Here is a 13,341-nt window from a genome sequence, read left to right as displayed (position 1 = left end):
GCGGGACGGGGTTTCCGCGTGGACACACGGCGACCGGGCAGGGGAATCCCCTGCCCGGTCGCCGACGCGGGTCCGGTTCAGCAGGCCTCGTCGAGGCGCTTGCGCAGCTCGGTCGGGAGGTCCAGGTCGACCGCGGCGAGCGCCTCGTCGAGCTGGGCCACCGAGCTGACCCCGACGATCGGCACGACCGCCGGGTCACCGCCGATCAGCCAGCTCAGCACCACCTGGTTCACCGTGACGCCCAGCTCGTCCGCCACCTCGCGCAGCGCCTGGAGCCGCCGCTCGGTGCCCGGGTGCTGGTAGTGCTCCGGCAGTGGCTTGTCCGGCCGGGTGTACGAGCCCCACAGCAGGGTGCTGTACGCGAACATGGTCAGCCCCCGGCTGCGGACGAGGTCCAGCAGCTCGTCGCTGGCGTGCACGTGCCCACCCTCGGGCAGCGCCGTCGCCGGGCGGGGCAGCAGGTAGGAGTAGCGCTGCTGCACCGCCGTGTACGGCGTCCAGCCCCGTGCCTCGGCCAGCGCCCGGGTCTCGGCCAGCCGCCAGGCGGCGTGGTTGCTGGCCCCCAGCGTGCGGACCTTCCCCTCGGTCACCGCCTCGTGGAACGTCGCCAGGGTCTGCTCGTCGGGGGTGTCGCGGTCCTCCCGGTGCGAGTAGTACAGGTCCAGGTGGTCCACGCCGAGCCGCTGGAGCGAGCCGGCGAGCTGCGTGCGGATCACCTCCGGGGCGAGCCCCTCGGCCCCGCCGTTCGCCCCCGGCCCGGAGCCCACCTTCGACGCCAGCACCAGGCCGTCCCGGCCGCCCCGGCGGGCCAGCCACCGGCCGAGCACCGTCTCGCTCTCGCCGCCGACCCCGTTGGGGACCCAGAACGAGTAGCAGTTCGCGGTGTCGATGGTGGTGCCGCCCGCCTCGACGAAGCGGTCCAGGATCGCGAACGAGGTCTCCTCGTCCACTTCGGTGCCGAACGCCATCGCGCCGAGGCAGAGCTGGCTGACCTGGATCCCCGCGCCGCCGGACAACTCGCGTTGCCTCATGAGTCCCTCCCAGAGTGTGACGGATCGTCGCGCCCAGGATAGGGACGGCGACCCGCCGCAGGCCCGCTCCGGATCGATATCTACGACCTTCGGCGCAGGACAGATGGCACCCAGGGCGCATCTGTGCCGGCGGCGGACGTCGCCACCTTGTTGCCGTCGTCGCCGGCTTCCTACAGTCGCCGCAGGGCACCGGCCACACCGGTGCGGCGCCCGGAAGGAGGATGACACCATGCGGGTCGGCCTGGTTCCCGGCGTGTGGTCGTACGGCCTCGGCTCGGTCTCCACCGTGCTCTCCGTGTACGAGGCGGTTCGCCTCGCGGGGCACACGCCGGTGCTGTTCGCCAGCCCACACTTCCGGCCGCTGCTGGACCGGCTGGGCGTGCCGGCGGTGCCGATCCCCGGGCCGGACGCCGCGCCGTACCCAGACGCGGCGACCGCCCTGCGCCTGGACGACCTGCTGTCCCGGTCCGCATACGCCGACCCCGACCTGGTGGAGACCGTCCTGGCCGCGCAGCTGCGGGAGTTCCGGGCCCGCCGGGTGCAGGTGCTGTTCCACGACTACGACCTGACCACCGTGGTCGCCGGGTCGCTCGCCGGCATCCCCGTGGTCACCCCGGTCACCTGGCCGGACCACCGGCTCTTCGGGCGGGGCAGCGACGGGTGGGCGCCGGTGGACACCCGGGCGCTGGCCGCCTTCCGGCCGGCGTTGAGCCGCAGCCGGGCACCGGAGCCCCAGTCCCTGTCGGAGGTGCTCTTCACCTGGAGCACCCGCCTGGTCTACCCGCTGTCGCCCGAGATGGACCCGCTGGTCGCGCGGCACAGCACCGGCGAGTACGTCGGCCAGCTCACTGCGGCGTCCCTGGACCGGCACCTCGTCACCGGGCCGGCGGACTGGCCCCGGCCGGGGCAGCGCGGGCTGCTGGCCTACACCAGCGGCCCGCCGATGGACGCCGACTGGTACTACCGGCACTGCCTCGCGGCGTTCGAGGGCACGGACGTCGACGTGCTCATCGCCTCGGGCAGCACCGACACGGCCCCGCCCCGGGTGTCGCCGCGCGGCAACGTGCAGGCGTGGCCGCTGCTGCCGCTGCGCAACCTGCTCGGGCGGGCCAGGGCGCTGCTCTGCCACGGTGGCCGGGGCACGCTCGCCAGCGCGGTGCACGCCGGCGTGCCGCTGCTGGTCTTCCCCGGCGGGGACCCGGAGCGCGAGTACTTCGCCGACATGCTGGCCCGGCAGGGCCTGGCCGCCAACTGCGGGGACGACGACTGGCGGCCGGAGCGGCTGCGGGAGCTCGTCGACCGCGCCGGCACCGTCCGGCCGTCCCGGTCCGCCCGGGCCGCCGCGCCGCCGACCGGGCCGTCCCGCGTCGTCTCGATCATGCAGGAGCTGACCGCCGACCCGGTCCGGCTGCTGTCGCGCGCCGGCTGACCCCACCGACCTCCGACCGACAAGGAGAACCGACCGATGACCGGGCACCCTGGTGACCATCCGACCGACGACCACTACGGGGACGAGCTGACCCTGCGGCTGTCCGCGGTGACCGACACGCGCGCCCTGGACGACGGCGAGGCCCTGCACACCTTCATGCGTGACCTCGTCGCCCGCATCGGCATGACCGTGATCGCCGGGCCGCTGGTCGCCAGCGAGGACGGCCCGCCGCACCAGGCCGGCAAGTCGGCCGTGGTGATCCTCGCCGAGTCGCACGCCGCCATCCACACCTATCCGGGGCTGCGGGAGGTGTTCGTGAACATCTTCTCCTGCAAGCCGTTCCGCGAGGCCGACGTCCTCGACGAGCTGGCCGGGCTGGTGGGCGGGTTCGAGATCAGTGAGCGGTCCCTGACCCGCCGGGGCGAGAACTGGCCCCGTGCGCTCGGGCCGGCGGTCCGGCTGTGGCGCGGTCAGCGGCTCGCGGCGGTGAGCGCCTGACGGCCGGGCGTGGACGGGGGTGGTTCCGGAAGTTTCGAGAATCCGGATCCGGGTCGCCGCTCCCACCCGGCGGCACCGCATGACCATGCGGAACGCGGCCCCGGCACGCGGCCGGAAGCCGGCCGGAGCCACCCCCCGACCTCGAACCGGAGGAGGAGAAGTTTCGGGAATATTTCGGAAAGTCGTTGACAGACCCGAAGTCGGCGTCCTACGTTCGTCATCGACGGTTCTCAATGCTGTCGATGTCATCCCCCGCGACCCCGTCCCGGTCGTGCCCGAGGACCGCCCGCCCACCGTGTGGTGAGACGCCGACCGACCGGCTGCCGCGCCTGGCCGTCGACAGCCCGCCGGGTCGCACCGCGGCGCTGGCCACCACCAGCTGTCACGAGGAGGAACACGCACATGAACCACACCTCGACCAGACCGCGAAGGGGCAGCCGCCTACGGCTCCTCCTCGGCGCCGCGTGCGCCGCAGCGCTGGCCGTCACCGGCACGTTCATCGCCTCGCCCAACGCGTACGCCGAGGCCGACCGTACCCTCACCTCCAACCTCACCGGCACGCACAACGGCTACTACTTCTCGTTCTGGAAGGACAGCGGCAACGCCAGCATGACGCTGCGCGCCGACGGCCGTTACAGCAGCAGCTGGGACCGGAGCACCAACAACTGGGTCGGCGGCAAGGGCTGGGCCACCGGCACCCGACGGACGGTCAGCTACTCGGCCAACTACAACCCGGGCAACAACAACACCTACCTCGCCCTGTACGGATGGACGCGCAACCCGCTCATCGAGTACTACGTGGTGGAGAACTTCGGCAACTACAACCCGAGCACCGGGGCCACCAGGCTGGGCACGGTCACCACCGACGGCGGCACCTACGACATCCTGCGCAGCCTGCGGGTCAACGCCCCGTCGATCGACGGCAACCAGACGTTCTACCAGTACTGGAGCGTGCGCCAGAACAAGCGGAGCAGCGGCACCATCACCACCGCCAACCACTTCGACGCCTGGGCCCGCGCCGGCCTCAACCTCGGCACCAACCACGCCTACCAGATCATGGCCACCGAGGGCTACCAGAGCAGCGGCAGCTCCGACGTCACCGTCTGGGAGGGCGGCGGGGGCAACCCCACCAGCGGCCCGACGACCACCCCGCCCGCGGGTGGCAACTGCACCGCGGTGCTGTCGCCCGCCGAGCAGTGGGGTGACCGGTTCAACCTGAACGTGGCGGTCAGCGGCGCCAGCAACTGGGTGGTCAGCCTCGGCCTCGGCGGCGGCCAGAGCATCCAGAACAGCTGGAACGCCTCGGTCAGCGGCACCACCGGCACCGTCACCGCCAGGCCGAACGGCAACGGCAACAACTTCGGCATCACGATCATGGCCAACGGCAACTGGAACTGGCCGACGGTCACCTGCCGGACCGGCTGACCCCGGCCCGGACGTACCAGACGGGTGGCGTGCCGGCCGAGCCGGCGCGCCACCCGTCGCCGCACGCGGCGCGGTTCACGGGGTCGGCGTGGCCATGGTCTGCAGCCCGACCCGCAACGCCTCGACGACGAGGTCGAGCAGCTCCTCCCGGTGCGAGACGCCGCCGGGCACCAGGCGGAGCAGCTCCGCACCCACCCGGCTGAGCAGCTCGTCGGCGAGCGGCGCGATCGCGGTCACCGAGCCGGCGAGCACGTGCAGCACCTCGGTCAGCGGAGCGTCCGGCCTGCTCGCGACCCGTGCGGCCAGCACCGCACGGGCGCCCCGGACGCCGAACGCGCCGTCCGGACGCGGCAGGAGGACGCCGCTGTCGATCAACGGGCGGACCAGGCTCGGGTCGGCGCGCAGCACCTGGTCGATCGTCCGCTCCGGCAGGATGAACTTGCCGATCACCCCGTCCGGGTCGAGCAGGGCGCAGATCGTCTCCAGGGAGAGGCCCCGCCCTTGCAGGAGCGCCACGGTCCGCATCCGGTTGAGATGGGGAAGGTCGTAGTAGGGCGTCCTGCCGATCCGGTTCGGCGGCTGCAACAACCCACGGGTGTGGTAGGAGCGGATGGTCCGTGGGGTGAGCCAGACCTCGGCCGCGAGCTGATCTATGGTCATCATCATAAATCCCTGCCTCCGCTCGTTGCCGCAGCAGCCCGACGCCCGGATGACGGCCGGGCCCGGTGAGCCTCGACCGCCCGCCTTCCTCCGGAGCACAGCGGCACGTCCGGGAGATCGACGGATCGCCCGCCGACCGTCGACACGGACCCACCATGCCGACGGAGGGGACCGGGCAGCCCGCCGGGCCCACACCGAGTGGTTTACGCCGGAGCCCGTCGGACGACATTCCCCATCCCCCGGACCGTGATTGTGGCAGCGCCGCTATAAGCAAAACATAAAGGGCGCGCAGGCGTTCGTCGCGCCCGCCGCCCACGCCTGGACGAATGCCACCAACCGGCCGACCCGGCGATACGCGTAAGACACCCGGGCCGAGCACAACACGCCACCCCGCCATGTTCGTGATGCATACCCGGCGGCGCTTCGCGACCCAAAGAGGCCCTACGGCGCAATGTCACTTCTTTGGTCACACCCGGATACACCCGGCCCGGCCCGCGGCAGCCTCCGGCGAGGCGAGCGCCTCCGGCCAGGCGGAGAAGCCGGCCCCCGCCCGGACGCCTGCGGGAAAGCCCGCGGGACGCGGCCGGGACCAGCAGGGCCCGGCCGCGCGCGCCGCCGAGTTCCCACGCCTCGGCGGACAACCGGACGGCGTCAACCCCGGCGGGTCAATTATCCACGCCGCGCAATTCTTGCGTCGCCCGCCGCCCGTGCCCAACCGAGGGAATCCGCACATCCGAGCCGATGCCGTCCACACCGGCCCAGCAACCAGGCATTCGCCCGCATTGATCCCGCTCGTCGAATTCGACGCATCATCCGACACCCGCCGAACAGTTGTCGGACGATGGGTTGAAGGGGGAATCCGACCAACCCTTCGGACCACCACCGAAGGATGATCGGCTGAGTGGAGAATCGCCCGCACATTCACCTCGCCGCATGTCGTGGAAAGGATCGCTTCCATTTATTTGCGCCTCGCCGATTGCTGCCGATGCTTGTCGGTGTCCGTCCCCCACGAGGGCTCCATGGAGGTCCCAGGATGAACGTTCCGACCAAGCTCCGGCGCGACGGCCAGAGCATCCGCACTCTCCTGCTCCAGCTGACGCTGGCGGTAGCGATGGTCTTCGCGGCCACCGCGGTGGCCGCGCCCGCCCAGGCCGCTCCCAAGCCGGCGCCCACCGGCGGCACCCAGGCCGCGATCGGTTCGGCCGCCGCGCCGACCGCCACGCCGACCGGGGCCAAGGTGCTCGGCAAGGACTCGGTGTTCGGGCCGACGGCGTCCTACAGCTACAGCGTGTACTACTACGCGCCCAACCGCGTCGACGCCTACTACACCGTGTACTCGGGCTCGGTCAGCTTCGGCGTGTACTGCGCGGGCCTGGGCTGGTACAACCTCGCCTACGTCGGGGTCGGCTCCTGGTACAGCTGGATCGACTGCGGCGCCTACGGGCCGGCGACCGCGTTCCGGTTCCTGACCATCGGCTGATCCCGAACCCGCTCGATCGGCAGCAGGTGCGGCCCCCCGGCTCTCCGGGGGGCCGCACCCGTGTCCGCGTCGAGCCGGCCCGACCACCGCCGGCCCGACCACCACCCCGCAGCGGGCGGCGGCGGTCAGTTCGTGCTCAACGCCTCGGTCGGCGCCAGCCGGGCGGCGCGCACCGCCGGGTAGACACCCGCCAGCACGCCGGTGCCGACCGCCACCGCGAGCCCACCGAGCAGGGCCGTCGGCGGCAGGACGGCCGGCCACCGCTCGACGACGGCGTAGCCGGCGGTGACCGCCGCGCCGAGCAGGATTCCCAGCGCGCCGCCGATGCCGGTGAGCAGCACGGACTCGGCCAGGAACTGACTGGCGACGTGTCCGCGGCTGGCACCGAGCGCCCGGCGCAGGCCGATCTCCCGGCGGCGTTCGAGCACCGAGATGATCATCGTGTTGGCCACGCCGATCCCGCCGACCAGCAGCGCGACCGCGCCGAGCCCCAGGAACAACGAGGAGTACGCCTGCTCGACGAGACGCTGCGCGGCCAGCGCGTCGGACGGCCGGGAGACGAGCACCTCCTCGGGCCGCTGCGGGTTCGCCGTCCGCCCGAGGACCGCCCGCACGTCGTCGACAGCCTCGTCGTCCACCCGGACGAAGATCGCCTGGGGACGCCCGTCGAAGCCGAGGTAGCGCTGCGCCGCCGGCCAGCCGACCAGGACCGAGTTGTCGATCTCCGGCGCGAGGGGGAGCCGGTCGAGCACCCCGACGGTGACGTACCAGCGGTCGTTGATCCAGACCGGCGGGGCCGGTTCCCCCGGGTGCGGCTCGATGCCCAGCAGCTCGCTGGCCCGCGCGCCCAGCACCACGGCCGGATACTGCTCGGTGACCCGGTCGAGGAACACCCCGGCACGCATCGTCGACCTCAGCACGGTCGGCAGGTCGAGCCGGGCGGCGGCGACCGCGAGGCCGTTGGTCTCGCCCTCCGGCACCAGGTTGGTCCGCCGCACCCTGGCCGAGGTGTAGCCGATGGCGGAGGCCGACTGCACCGGTGCGATGCGCTGGATCATCGGCACCGACTCCGCAGGAAGCTGCGCCCGGTCCCCGGTGACCAGGTTCTGGCCGGGCGTGACGGTGAGCAGGTTCGGCCCGAGCGCGGCCAGGCCCGCCCGTACCGCCGCCTGGTTGGACGCCGGGATCCCGAGCACCGCGATCAGGGCGGCGATGCCGATGGTGATCCCGAGGGCCGCCAGCACCGTGCGCGCCGGGCGGGCCCGGATGCCGACGGTGGCGAGCCCGAGCAGGTCGGACACCGACAGCCGGGCGGGCGGTGGCAGTCGTAGGGTCATCCGGTCACCGTGCCCGGCCGGGTCACGTCGGCGCGGATCCGCCCGTCGAGCATCTCCACCCGGCGGGGGAACCGGCCGGCGATGCCGAGATCGTGCGTGATCACCACGATCGTGGTGCCCTCGGCGTTGAGCTCCCGGAGCAGGCCGAGCACCTCCGCGCCCACCCGGGAGTCGAGGTTGCCGGTGGGCTCGTCGGCCAGCACGATGCTGGGACGGTTCACCACGGCCCGGGCGATCGCGACCCGTTGCCGTTCCCCGCCGGACAGCTCGGTCGGCAGGTGGTCGGCCCGGTGCGCGAGCCCGACCCGGGCGAGGGCCTCGTCCGCGCGGGCGCGCCGCAGCCGGGCGGGGACGCCCCGGTAGAGCTGCGCCGTGACCAGGTTGTCCCGGGCGCTCAACCCGTCGGTCAGGTGGAACGACTGGAAGACGAACCCGATCCACGACGCCCGCAACGCGGAGAGCCGGCGGTCGGTCAGCCGGTCGACCCGGTGGCCGTTGACCGACACCGTCCCGGCCGTGGCCCGGTCGAGGGTGCCCATCAGGTGCAACATGGTCGACTTGCCGGAACCGGACGGCCCGACGACGGCGATCATCTCCCCCTCGTGCACGCGGAGGTTCGCCGCCCGCAGCGCGTGGACCCCGCCCGGATAGGTCCTGGAGGCGTTCTCCAACTCCAGCACGGCGGTCATCCCGCGACCACCACCGTCATGCCCTCGACGACCCCGTCGCCGGAGACCTCGACCATGCCGTCGGCGAACAGGCCCAGCTCGACCGCGTGGTACCGCTGCTCGCCCTCGACCGCCTCGACCCCGTAGCCCCCCTCGCGCAGCGCCAGCAGGGCCTCGACCGGCAGGGCGAGCGCATCCGCCCGACTGACGCCGTCGAACCGGACGGTGACCGGGCCGGTGTCCACCTTGGTGGCCAGCGCCGGGTCGGTGAAGTCGATCGTCACCGTGAGCGCGGCGCGGTCCTCCTCGTCGGCGTCGGCGGCGACCGACCTGACCGTGCCGGTCGTGGACCGTCCGTCGGCCAGGTCGAGGCGGACCTTCGCGGCGGGGCGCGCGAACCGGCGCTGCGCCTCCTCCAGCCCTGCCCTGACCAGCCGCCCGACGCCGGTCACGTCGAGCACCTCGCCCTGGGCGGAGCCACCGAGCTGCCCGGTCACCCTGTCGACCCGCACCTCGCCGGGGAGCACCACGACGTCGCCGAGGGCGAGTCTCCCGGTCTCCGGCAGGCCGAGTTTGCGCTGCCACTCGCCGAGCGCCCGCCGGGTGCCCGACCGGAACCTGCCGTCGACCGTGCCGACGTCGTAGCCGAGCGCGTCGAGGTTGCGCTCCAGGACCAGGACGTCGGGCCCGGCGGAGACCCCGTCGCCGAGGTCCCGGTACATCGGCGTGTCCCCGACCAGCAACGGGACCGGGTCGGCGTCGACCGAGTAGAGCCGTTCCCCCCGCCCGACCCGCGCGCCGGGGCTGGGCAGCCAGGTGATCGTGCCGGCCCGGCGGCCGGTCACCGGGCTGCTCCGCCCGTACCCGACGGTGCCGTCGACCACGATCCGCTCGACCAGGTCGGTCCGGACGACCGTCGCGGTACGCCGGGGCGTGGCCTTCCGCGTGGGCTCGGCGGAGACGTGCTGGAGTCGGCTGTACGCCGTGGCGCCGCCGGTGGTGAGCACGGCCACGGCCACGAGGCCCCCCAGCAGCCAGCGCCGTCGCCGCTCGCGCCGGACCCGCACCGGGCCGCCGCTGCGGTCGGCGGTCGCCGCGCTCACGATCCGGCACCCGGTGTGGCCGGCAGGTAGCCCGCCTCCTGCCGGCACTCGTGCAGCTTGGCCAGCACGGTCGGATTGTCGATGTCGATCCCCGGCGGGATGGCCAGCGATCCGTCCCCGCCACCGGAGTGCGGATCGGGGTCCGGATAGTCGAACCCGTCGGCGCGCATGCACTTGGCCAGCGCCCGGGCCTGCTCCAGCTCCTCCTCGCTGAGCGGCTTCGGATTGCCGCCGTTGGGCAGGTGCTGACGGCACTGCTCCAGCGCGGCGAGTTCCCGCTGCTGCTGGCCGGGGGGCTTGGTCGAGTCGACCTTGCCCGACTCGTGCCCCGAGTCGCCGCCCAACTCGGTGCTGTCGCTGTTCGCGTCGAGATCGACTCCCTGCTGCCTCATGCACCGCCGGAACTCGTCCTGGTCCGCCTCCTGCGGCGCCTGCGAGGCACCGGACACCGACGCGACCTCCCTGCCGCCGGCCTCGGCGGCGCAGCCGGTGGCCAGCAGCATGGCCAGCAGGACGGGCGTCAACCACTTACGACTCATGGCGTTCCTCTTTCCGGGCCCTCTCCCGATCAGGATCATCTCCAGCTCAGGAAGATGTCATTGTTGCCAACAGGTGTACCAGCGAGCTGATATTGGCGGCGTAAGCGGCAGTTCTTATCTCGAACTTAGAATCGAGCGGTGCACACTGGAGCCGGGTTTTCCGAGAAGGGATCTCAATGCGCGTGCTGATCGTGGAGGACGAGGCGGTGCTGGCCGAGGCGACGGCCGAAGGGCTGCGCCAGCAGGCCATGGCGGTGGACCTGTGCGTGGACGGCGCGGCCGCGCTGGAGCTGATCAGCATCAACCGCTACGACGTCGTCGTCCTCGATCGCGACCTGCCGGTGGTGCACGGCGACGACGTCTGCCGGGCGATCGTCTCGGCCGGCGGCGAGACCAGGGTGATCATGCTGACCGCCTCGACCGGCCTGGACGAACGGGTGTACGGGCTCAACCTCGGCGCCGACGACTACCTGACCAAGCCGTTCGCCCTCGCCGAGCTCGTCGCCCGGGTCCAGGCCCTCGGCCGGCGGGCCAGGCCGGCGCTGCCGCCGGTGCTGCGCCGCGCCGGCATCGAGCTCGACGTCCCCCGGCACCAGGTGCTGCGGGACGGACGGTTCATCCCGCTGTCCCGAAAGGAATTTGCCGTACTGGAAGTCCTGATGCGGGCCGAAGGCACCGCGGTCAGCGCCGAGGAACTGTTGGAGAAGGCATGGGACGAACACATCGATCCGTTCACGAACGCGGTTCGAGTGACAATGATGACCTTGCGAAAGAAGCTGGGCAGCCCGGCGGTGATCGAAACGTTGTCCGGAGTGGGCTACCGATTGGGCGGCTAGTCCTGCGCCGCCTGTCGGTCAAGGGGCACCTGGTCCTCATGTGCGGGGGGATCTTCCTTCTCAGCGCCGTCGTCCTATTGACGATCAACTACATCCTGTTCCGGGCGGCGCTGCCTCCCGCCGTCACCGGACGGATCGACACCGCGGGCCCGAACCCGACGTCGTTGGTGCGGCCGCTGAACCCGGAGACGGCGGCCGAATACCGGATCGACGTCCTCAACACGCTGCTGGTGCAGTCCGGCGTGACGCTCGCCATCACCCTGCTGCTCGCCCTGCTGGTGGGCTGGATCGTCGCCAGCCGCATGCTGCGGCCGGTGCGGGTGATGGCCGAGGCGGCGCGCCAGTTCAGCGCGGAGAACCTCAACGAGCGCATCCGGATGCGGGGGCACCGCGACGAGCTGACCGACCTCGCCGACACCTTCGACGAGATGCTCGACCGGCTGTCCGCCTCGTTCGACAGCCAGCGGCGGTTCGTCGCCAACGCCTCGCACGAACTCCGCACCCCACTGGCCGCGCAGCGCACCCTGGTCGAGGTGGCGTTGGCCCGCAGGAGCACCGACCCGGACGTACGGGGCCTGTGCTCTCGCCTGCTCGCGATGAACATCCGGATCGAGTCCCTCATCGAGGGGTTGCTGGTGCTGGCCCGCAGCGACCGCGGGCTGGACCACCGCGCCCCCGTGCGGCTCGACGAGGTGGCCGCCGGGGTGGTCGAGGCGCAACGCGCCCGCGCCGGCCAGCACGGCCTGCGCATCCACGCCGACCTGGCACCGCAGGTCGTCAACGGCGACCGGGTGCTGCTGGAGCGCCTGGTGATCAACCTGGTGGACAACGCGATCAAGTACAACCACCCGGGCGGGCAGGTCTGGGTACGGGTCGGCTCCCCCGGCCCCGTGCTCCGGGTCGACAACACCGGGCCGGTCGTGCCGGTCGACCAGTCCGCCGCGCTGTTCGAGCCGTTCCGGCAGCTGCGCCGGGGCCGGGACAGCGCGGATCACGGGGTGGGGCTGGGGCTGTCGATCGTCGCCTCGATCGCCCGGGCGCACCGCGGATCCGTGCGGGCCCAGCCGCGGCCGGCGGGTGGACTCGTCGTCGTGTTCGACGTGCCGGGATCCGCTCCGACCCAGCCACGGACCACCCGGTACGTCGGCGCGTCGACCGCGTCGGACCGGGCCCACCCGGACCGGTCGGTACGCAGCTGAGCCGGCCGGTCCGCTACCGCCGGCCGGCGCGCCGGAGCCGGCGGCGCACGCCGCCGTCGACCCGTGTCCTGACCCGCGCCAGGATCTCCTCGTACCGGCGGTCCGCGCGCGTGCTGAGCGCCTCGGCCTGCTCCAGCATGGCCACGATCGTCTCGATCGCCGTGGTCAGGACCTGCCCGTCGTCGAGCTCGTCGGGGCTGCGGCTCTGCGTCATGCCGGTCGGCCGGAGCTCCGCCAAGTCGCCCGCGACCTGGCACGGGTAGTCCCGCAGCTCCGTGATCTGCCGCTCCGCCTGGTCGGCCACCCAGGCGGCCCGGTCGAGGCCGACGCCGAACCGCAGCCCGTTCCCGCGCTGCCGCAGCACCGAGTCGACCAGGTGCCGCTGGACGACCTCCTGGTACGGCCTGCGCAGCGGATAGCGGTCGCCCAGCGCGAGGTTGACCCGGCGCAGCACCTCGGCCTCGGCCGCGCCCAGCGAGGGGTTCGAGGTGGGGGCCGCCAGTTCGCAGAGGCCGTCGGGGATGCCCATGATCCCCGCGAAGCGGTGCCACAGGGTGTCGTGCGGCGCCCCGGGGGGCGGGACCGTCACCAGGTGGCGTCGCCCGGCGGGCACCAGGTCGCCCCAGCGGCGCAGCATCCGGCTCGCGGTGTAGTTCTCCCAGAACGTGTCGAACTCGCCGCGTTCCACCGCGCCCAGGAAGGCGCCGAAGCGCCAGCCGCTGCGGGCCCGGATGCTCTGCTGCCAGGTCGACGGCAGGGTGCGCCACAGGTCACGTCCGGCCACCACGACGTGCACCTCGGCCGGCAGCAGGCTCTCCACGGCGCGGGCCGCCTGCACGCTGCTCGCCCCGCCCAGCCCCTCGTTGCTGATGATCACGTCGCCCGGCCACCCGCGTGCCTTCGCGGCCAGCCGGTCCCAGGTCCAGCGCAGGTCCGCGTCGCGCCAGGGCACCTGGCGCAGGTCGGTCATGGCGGCGTCCTGCGCGCGGGCGCTGCCCGGCAGCAGGATGCCGGCCCGCTTCAGCTCCCGCCTGTTCCGCCAGAGCACGTCCTGCACGAAGGTGCTGCCCGTCTTCGGGGCACCGACGTGCAGGAAGACGCGTCTGGCCATGCCGCCTCCCCGGGTGGCTCAAGGG

At 72.7% G+C, this 13,341-nt stretch carries 13 protein-coding genes; 6 read left to right on the top strand and 7 right to left on the bottom strand.

The genetic code is table 11. The features are described 5' to 3' along the window. Positions 1-77: 77 nt before the first annotated feature. Positions 78-1,031 carry an aldo/keto reductase gene (locus O7633_RS26330; RefSeq protein WP_282324310.1) on the bottom strand — a complete coding sequence of 318 codons (954 nt, stop codon included), beginning with the start codon at positions 1,029-1,031 and terminating at the stop codon, positions 78-80. Positions 1,032-1,260: 229 nt separating this feature from the next. Between O7633_RS26330 and O7633_RS26325 the strand changes: the two genes are divergently transcribed. From O7633_RS26325 to O7633_RS26315, 3 genes are all read left to right on the top strand, one after another. Beyond that, positions 1,261-2,460: a nucleotide disphospho-sugar-binding domain-containing protein gene (locus tag O7633_RS26325; RefSeq protein ID WP_282324309.1), complete on the top strand. Its 1,200-nt coding sequence runs from the start codon at positions 1,261-1,263 to the stop codon at positions 2,458-2,460. Positions 2,461-2,496: 36 nt separating this feature from the next. Further along, positions 2,497-2,958, top strand: coding sequence for an S-adenosylmethionine decarboxylase (locus O7633_RS26320; protein WP_074478397.1), 462 nt, complete (start codon positions 2,497-2,499; stop codon positions 2,956-2,958). A gap of 402 nt (positions 2,959-3,360) precedes the next feature. Then, positions 3,361-4,383 carry a glycoside hydrolase family 11 protein gene (locus tag O7633_RS26315; RefSeq protein ID WP_282324308.1) on the top strand — a complete coding sequence of 341 codons (1,023 nt, stop codon included), beginning with the start codon at positions 3,361-3,363 and terminating at the stop codon, positions 4,381-4,383. Between the two features lie 75 nt (positions 4,384-4,458). Here the strand turns inward: O7633_RS26315 and O7633_RS26310 are convergent, their stop codons facing one another. Further along, positions 4,459-5,046, bottom strand: coding sequence for a MerR family transcriptional regulator (locus O7633_RS26310; protein ID WP_282324307.1), 588 nt, complete (start codon positions 5,044-5,046; stop codon positions 4,459-4,461). A 1,030-nt stretch (positions 5,047-6,076) separates the two neighbouring features. Between O7633_RS26310 and O7633_RS26305 the strand changes: the two genes are divergently transcribed. Then, a complete protein-coding gene (locus tag O7633_RS26305; RefSeq protein WP_282324306.1) occupies positions 6,077-6,523 on the top strand; it encodes a hypothetical protein in 447 nt (148 codons plus the stop codon). Positions 6,524-6,648: 125 nt separating this feature from the next. Here the strand turns inward: O7633_RS26305 and O7633_RS26300 are convergent, their stop codons facing one another. The 4 genes from O7633_RS26300 to O7633_RS26285 are packed head-to-tail and all read right to left on the bottom strand — an operon-like array spanning position 6,649 to position 10,170. Then, positions 6,649-7,860: an ABC transporter permease gene (locus tag O7633_RS26300; protein WP_282324305.1), complete on the bottom strand. Its 1,212-nt coding sequence runs from the start codon at positions 7,858-7,860 to the stop codon at positions 6,649-6,651. Beyond that, on the bottom strand, positions 7,857-8,549 hold the full coding sequence (locus O7633_RS26295; RefSeq protein WP_282324304.1) for an ABC transporter ATP-binding protein: 693 nt from the start codon (positions 8,547-8,549) through the stop codon (positions 7,857-7,859). Before O7633_RS26295 ends, O7633_RS26300 begins: the two co-directional genes overlap by 4 nt. Next, positions 8,546-9,631 carry a peptidoglycan-binding protein gene (locus O7633_RS26290; RefSeq protein ID WP_282324303.1) on the bottom strand — a complete coding sequence of 362 codons (1,086 nt, stop codon included), beginning with the start codon at positions 9,629-9,631 and terminating at the stop codon, positions 8,546-8,548. The genes O7633_RS26295 and O7633_RS26290 overlap by 4 nt, the downstream gene beginning before the upstream one ends. Next, on the bottom strand, positions 9,628-10,170 hold the full coding sequence (locus O7633_RS26285; RefSeq protein ID WP_278132385.1) for a hypothetical protein: 543 nt from the start codon (positions 10,168-10,170) through the stop codon (positions 9,628-9,630). Before O7633_RS26285 ends, O7633_RS26290 begins: the two co-directional genes overlap by 4 nt. Before the next feature lie 176 nt (positions 10,171-10,346). Between O7633_RS26285 and O7633_RS26280 the strand changes: the two genes are divergently transcribed. Both O7633_RS26280 and O7633_RS26275 read left to right on the top strand, forming a co-directional pair. Continuing rightward, positions 10,347-11,006, top strand: coding sequence for a response regulator transcription factor (locus tag O7633_RS26280; RefSeq protein ID WP_282324301.1), 660 nt, complete (start codon positions 10,347-10,349; stop codon positions 11,004-11,006). Positions 11,007-11,044: 38 nt separating this feature from the next. Next, positions 11,045-12,205 (top strand): HAMP domain-containing sensor histidine kinase, encoded by a 1,161-nt coding sequence (locus tag O7633_RS26275; RefSeq protein ID WP_282324300.1) that lies wholly within the window; start codon positions 11,045-11,047, stop codon positions 12,203-12,205. A gap of 13 nt (positions 12,206-12,218) precedes the next feature. Here the strand turns inward: O7633_RS26275 and O7633_RS26270 are convergent, their stop codons facing one another. After that, a complete protein-coding gene (locus O7633_RS26270; protein ID WP_282324299.1) occupies positions 12,219-13,316 on the bottom strand; it encodes a hypothetical protein in 1,098 nt (365 codons plus the stop codon). Positions 13,317-13,341: the final 25 nt, after the last annotated feature.

Source organism: Micromonospora sp. WMMD712 (assembly GCF_029581295.1).
Classification (GTDB): Bacteria; Actinomycetota; Actinomycetes; order Mycobacteriales; family Micromonosporaceae; genus Micromonospora; species Micromonospora carbonacea.
Note: the sequence above shows the minus strand (reverse complement) of the source record. Positions and strands in the feature narration are given on the sequence as shown.

Bases quoted from the DNA above. Each gene is read 5' to 3' on its own strand.
- O7633_RS26325 (WP_282324309.1), top strand. From the start codon at position 1,261: ATGCGGGTCGGCCTGGTTCCCGGCGTGTGGTCGTACGGCCTCGGCTCG.
- O7633_RS26270 (WP_282324299.1), bottom strand. From the start codon at position 13,316: ATGGCCAGACGCGTCTTCCTGCACGTCGGTGCCCCGAAGACGGGCAGC.
- O7633_RS26315 (WP_282324308.1), top strand. From the start codon at position 3,361: ATGAACCACACCTCGACCAGACCGCGAAGGGGCAGCCGCCTACGGCTC.
- O7633_RS26320 (WP_074478397.1), top strand. From the start codon at position 2,497: ATGACCGGGCACCCTGGTGACCATCCGACCGACGACCACTACGGGGAC.
- O7633_RS26330 (WP_282324310.1), bottom strand. From the start codon at position 1,031: ATGAGGCAACGCGAGTTGTCCGGCGGCGCGGGGATCCAGGTCAGCCAG.
- O7633_RS26300 (WP_282324305.1), bottom strand. From the start codon at position 7,860: ATGACCCTACGACTGCCACCGCCCGCCCGGCTGTCGGTGTCCGACCTG.
- O7633_RS26310 (WP_282324307.1), bottom strand. From the start codon at position 5,046: ATGATGACCATAGATCAGCTCGCGGCCGAGGTCTGGCTCACCCCACGG.
- O7633_RS26275 (WP_282324300.1), top strand. From the start codon at position 11,045: ATGTGCGGGGGGATCTTCCTTCTCAGCGCCGTCGTCCTATTGACGATC.
- O7633_RS26285 (WP_278132385.1), bottom strand. From the start codon at position 10,170: ATGAGTCGTAAGTGGTTGACGCCCGTCCTGCTGGCCATGCTGCTGGCC.
- O7633_RS26305 (WP_282324306.1), top strand. From the start codon at position 6,077: ATGAACGTTCCGACCAAGCTCCGGCGCGACGGCCAGAGCATCCGCACT.
- O7633_RS26280 (WP_282324301.1), top strand. From the start codon at position 10,347: ATGCGCGTGCTGATCGTGGAGGACGAGGCGGTGCTGGCCGAGGCGACG.
- O7633_RS26295 (WP_282324304.1), bottom strand. From the start codon at position 8,549: ATGACCGCCGTGCTGGAGTTGGAGAACGCCTCCAGGACCTATCCGGGC.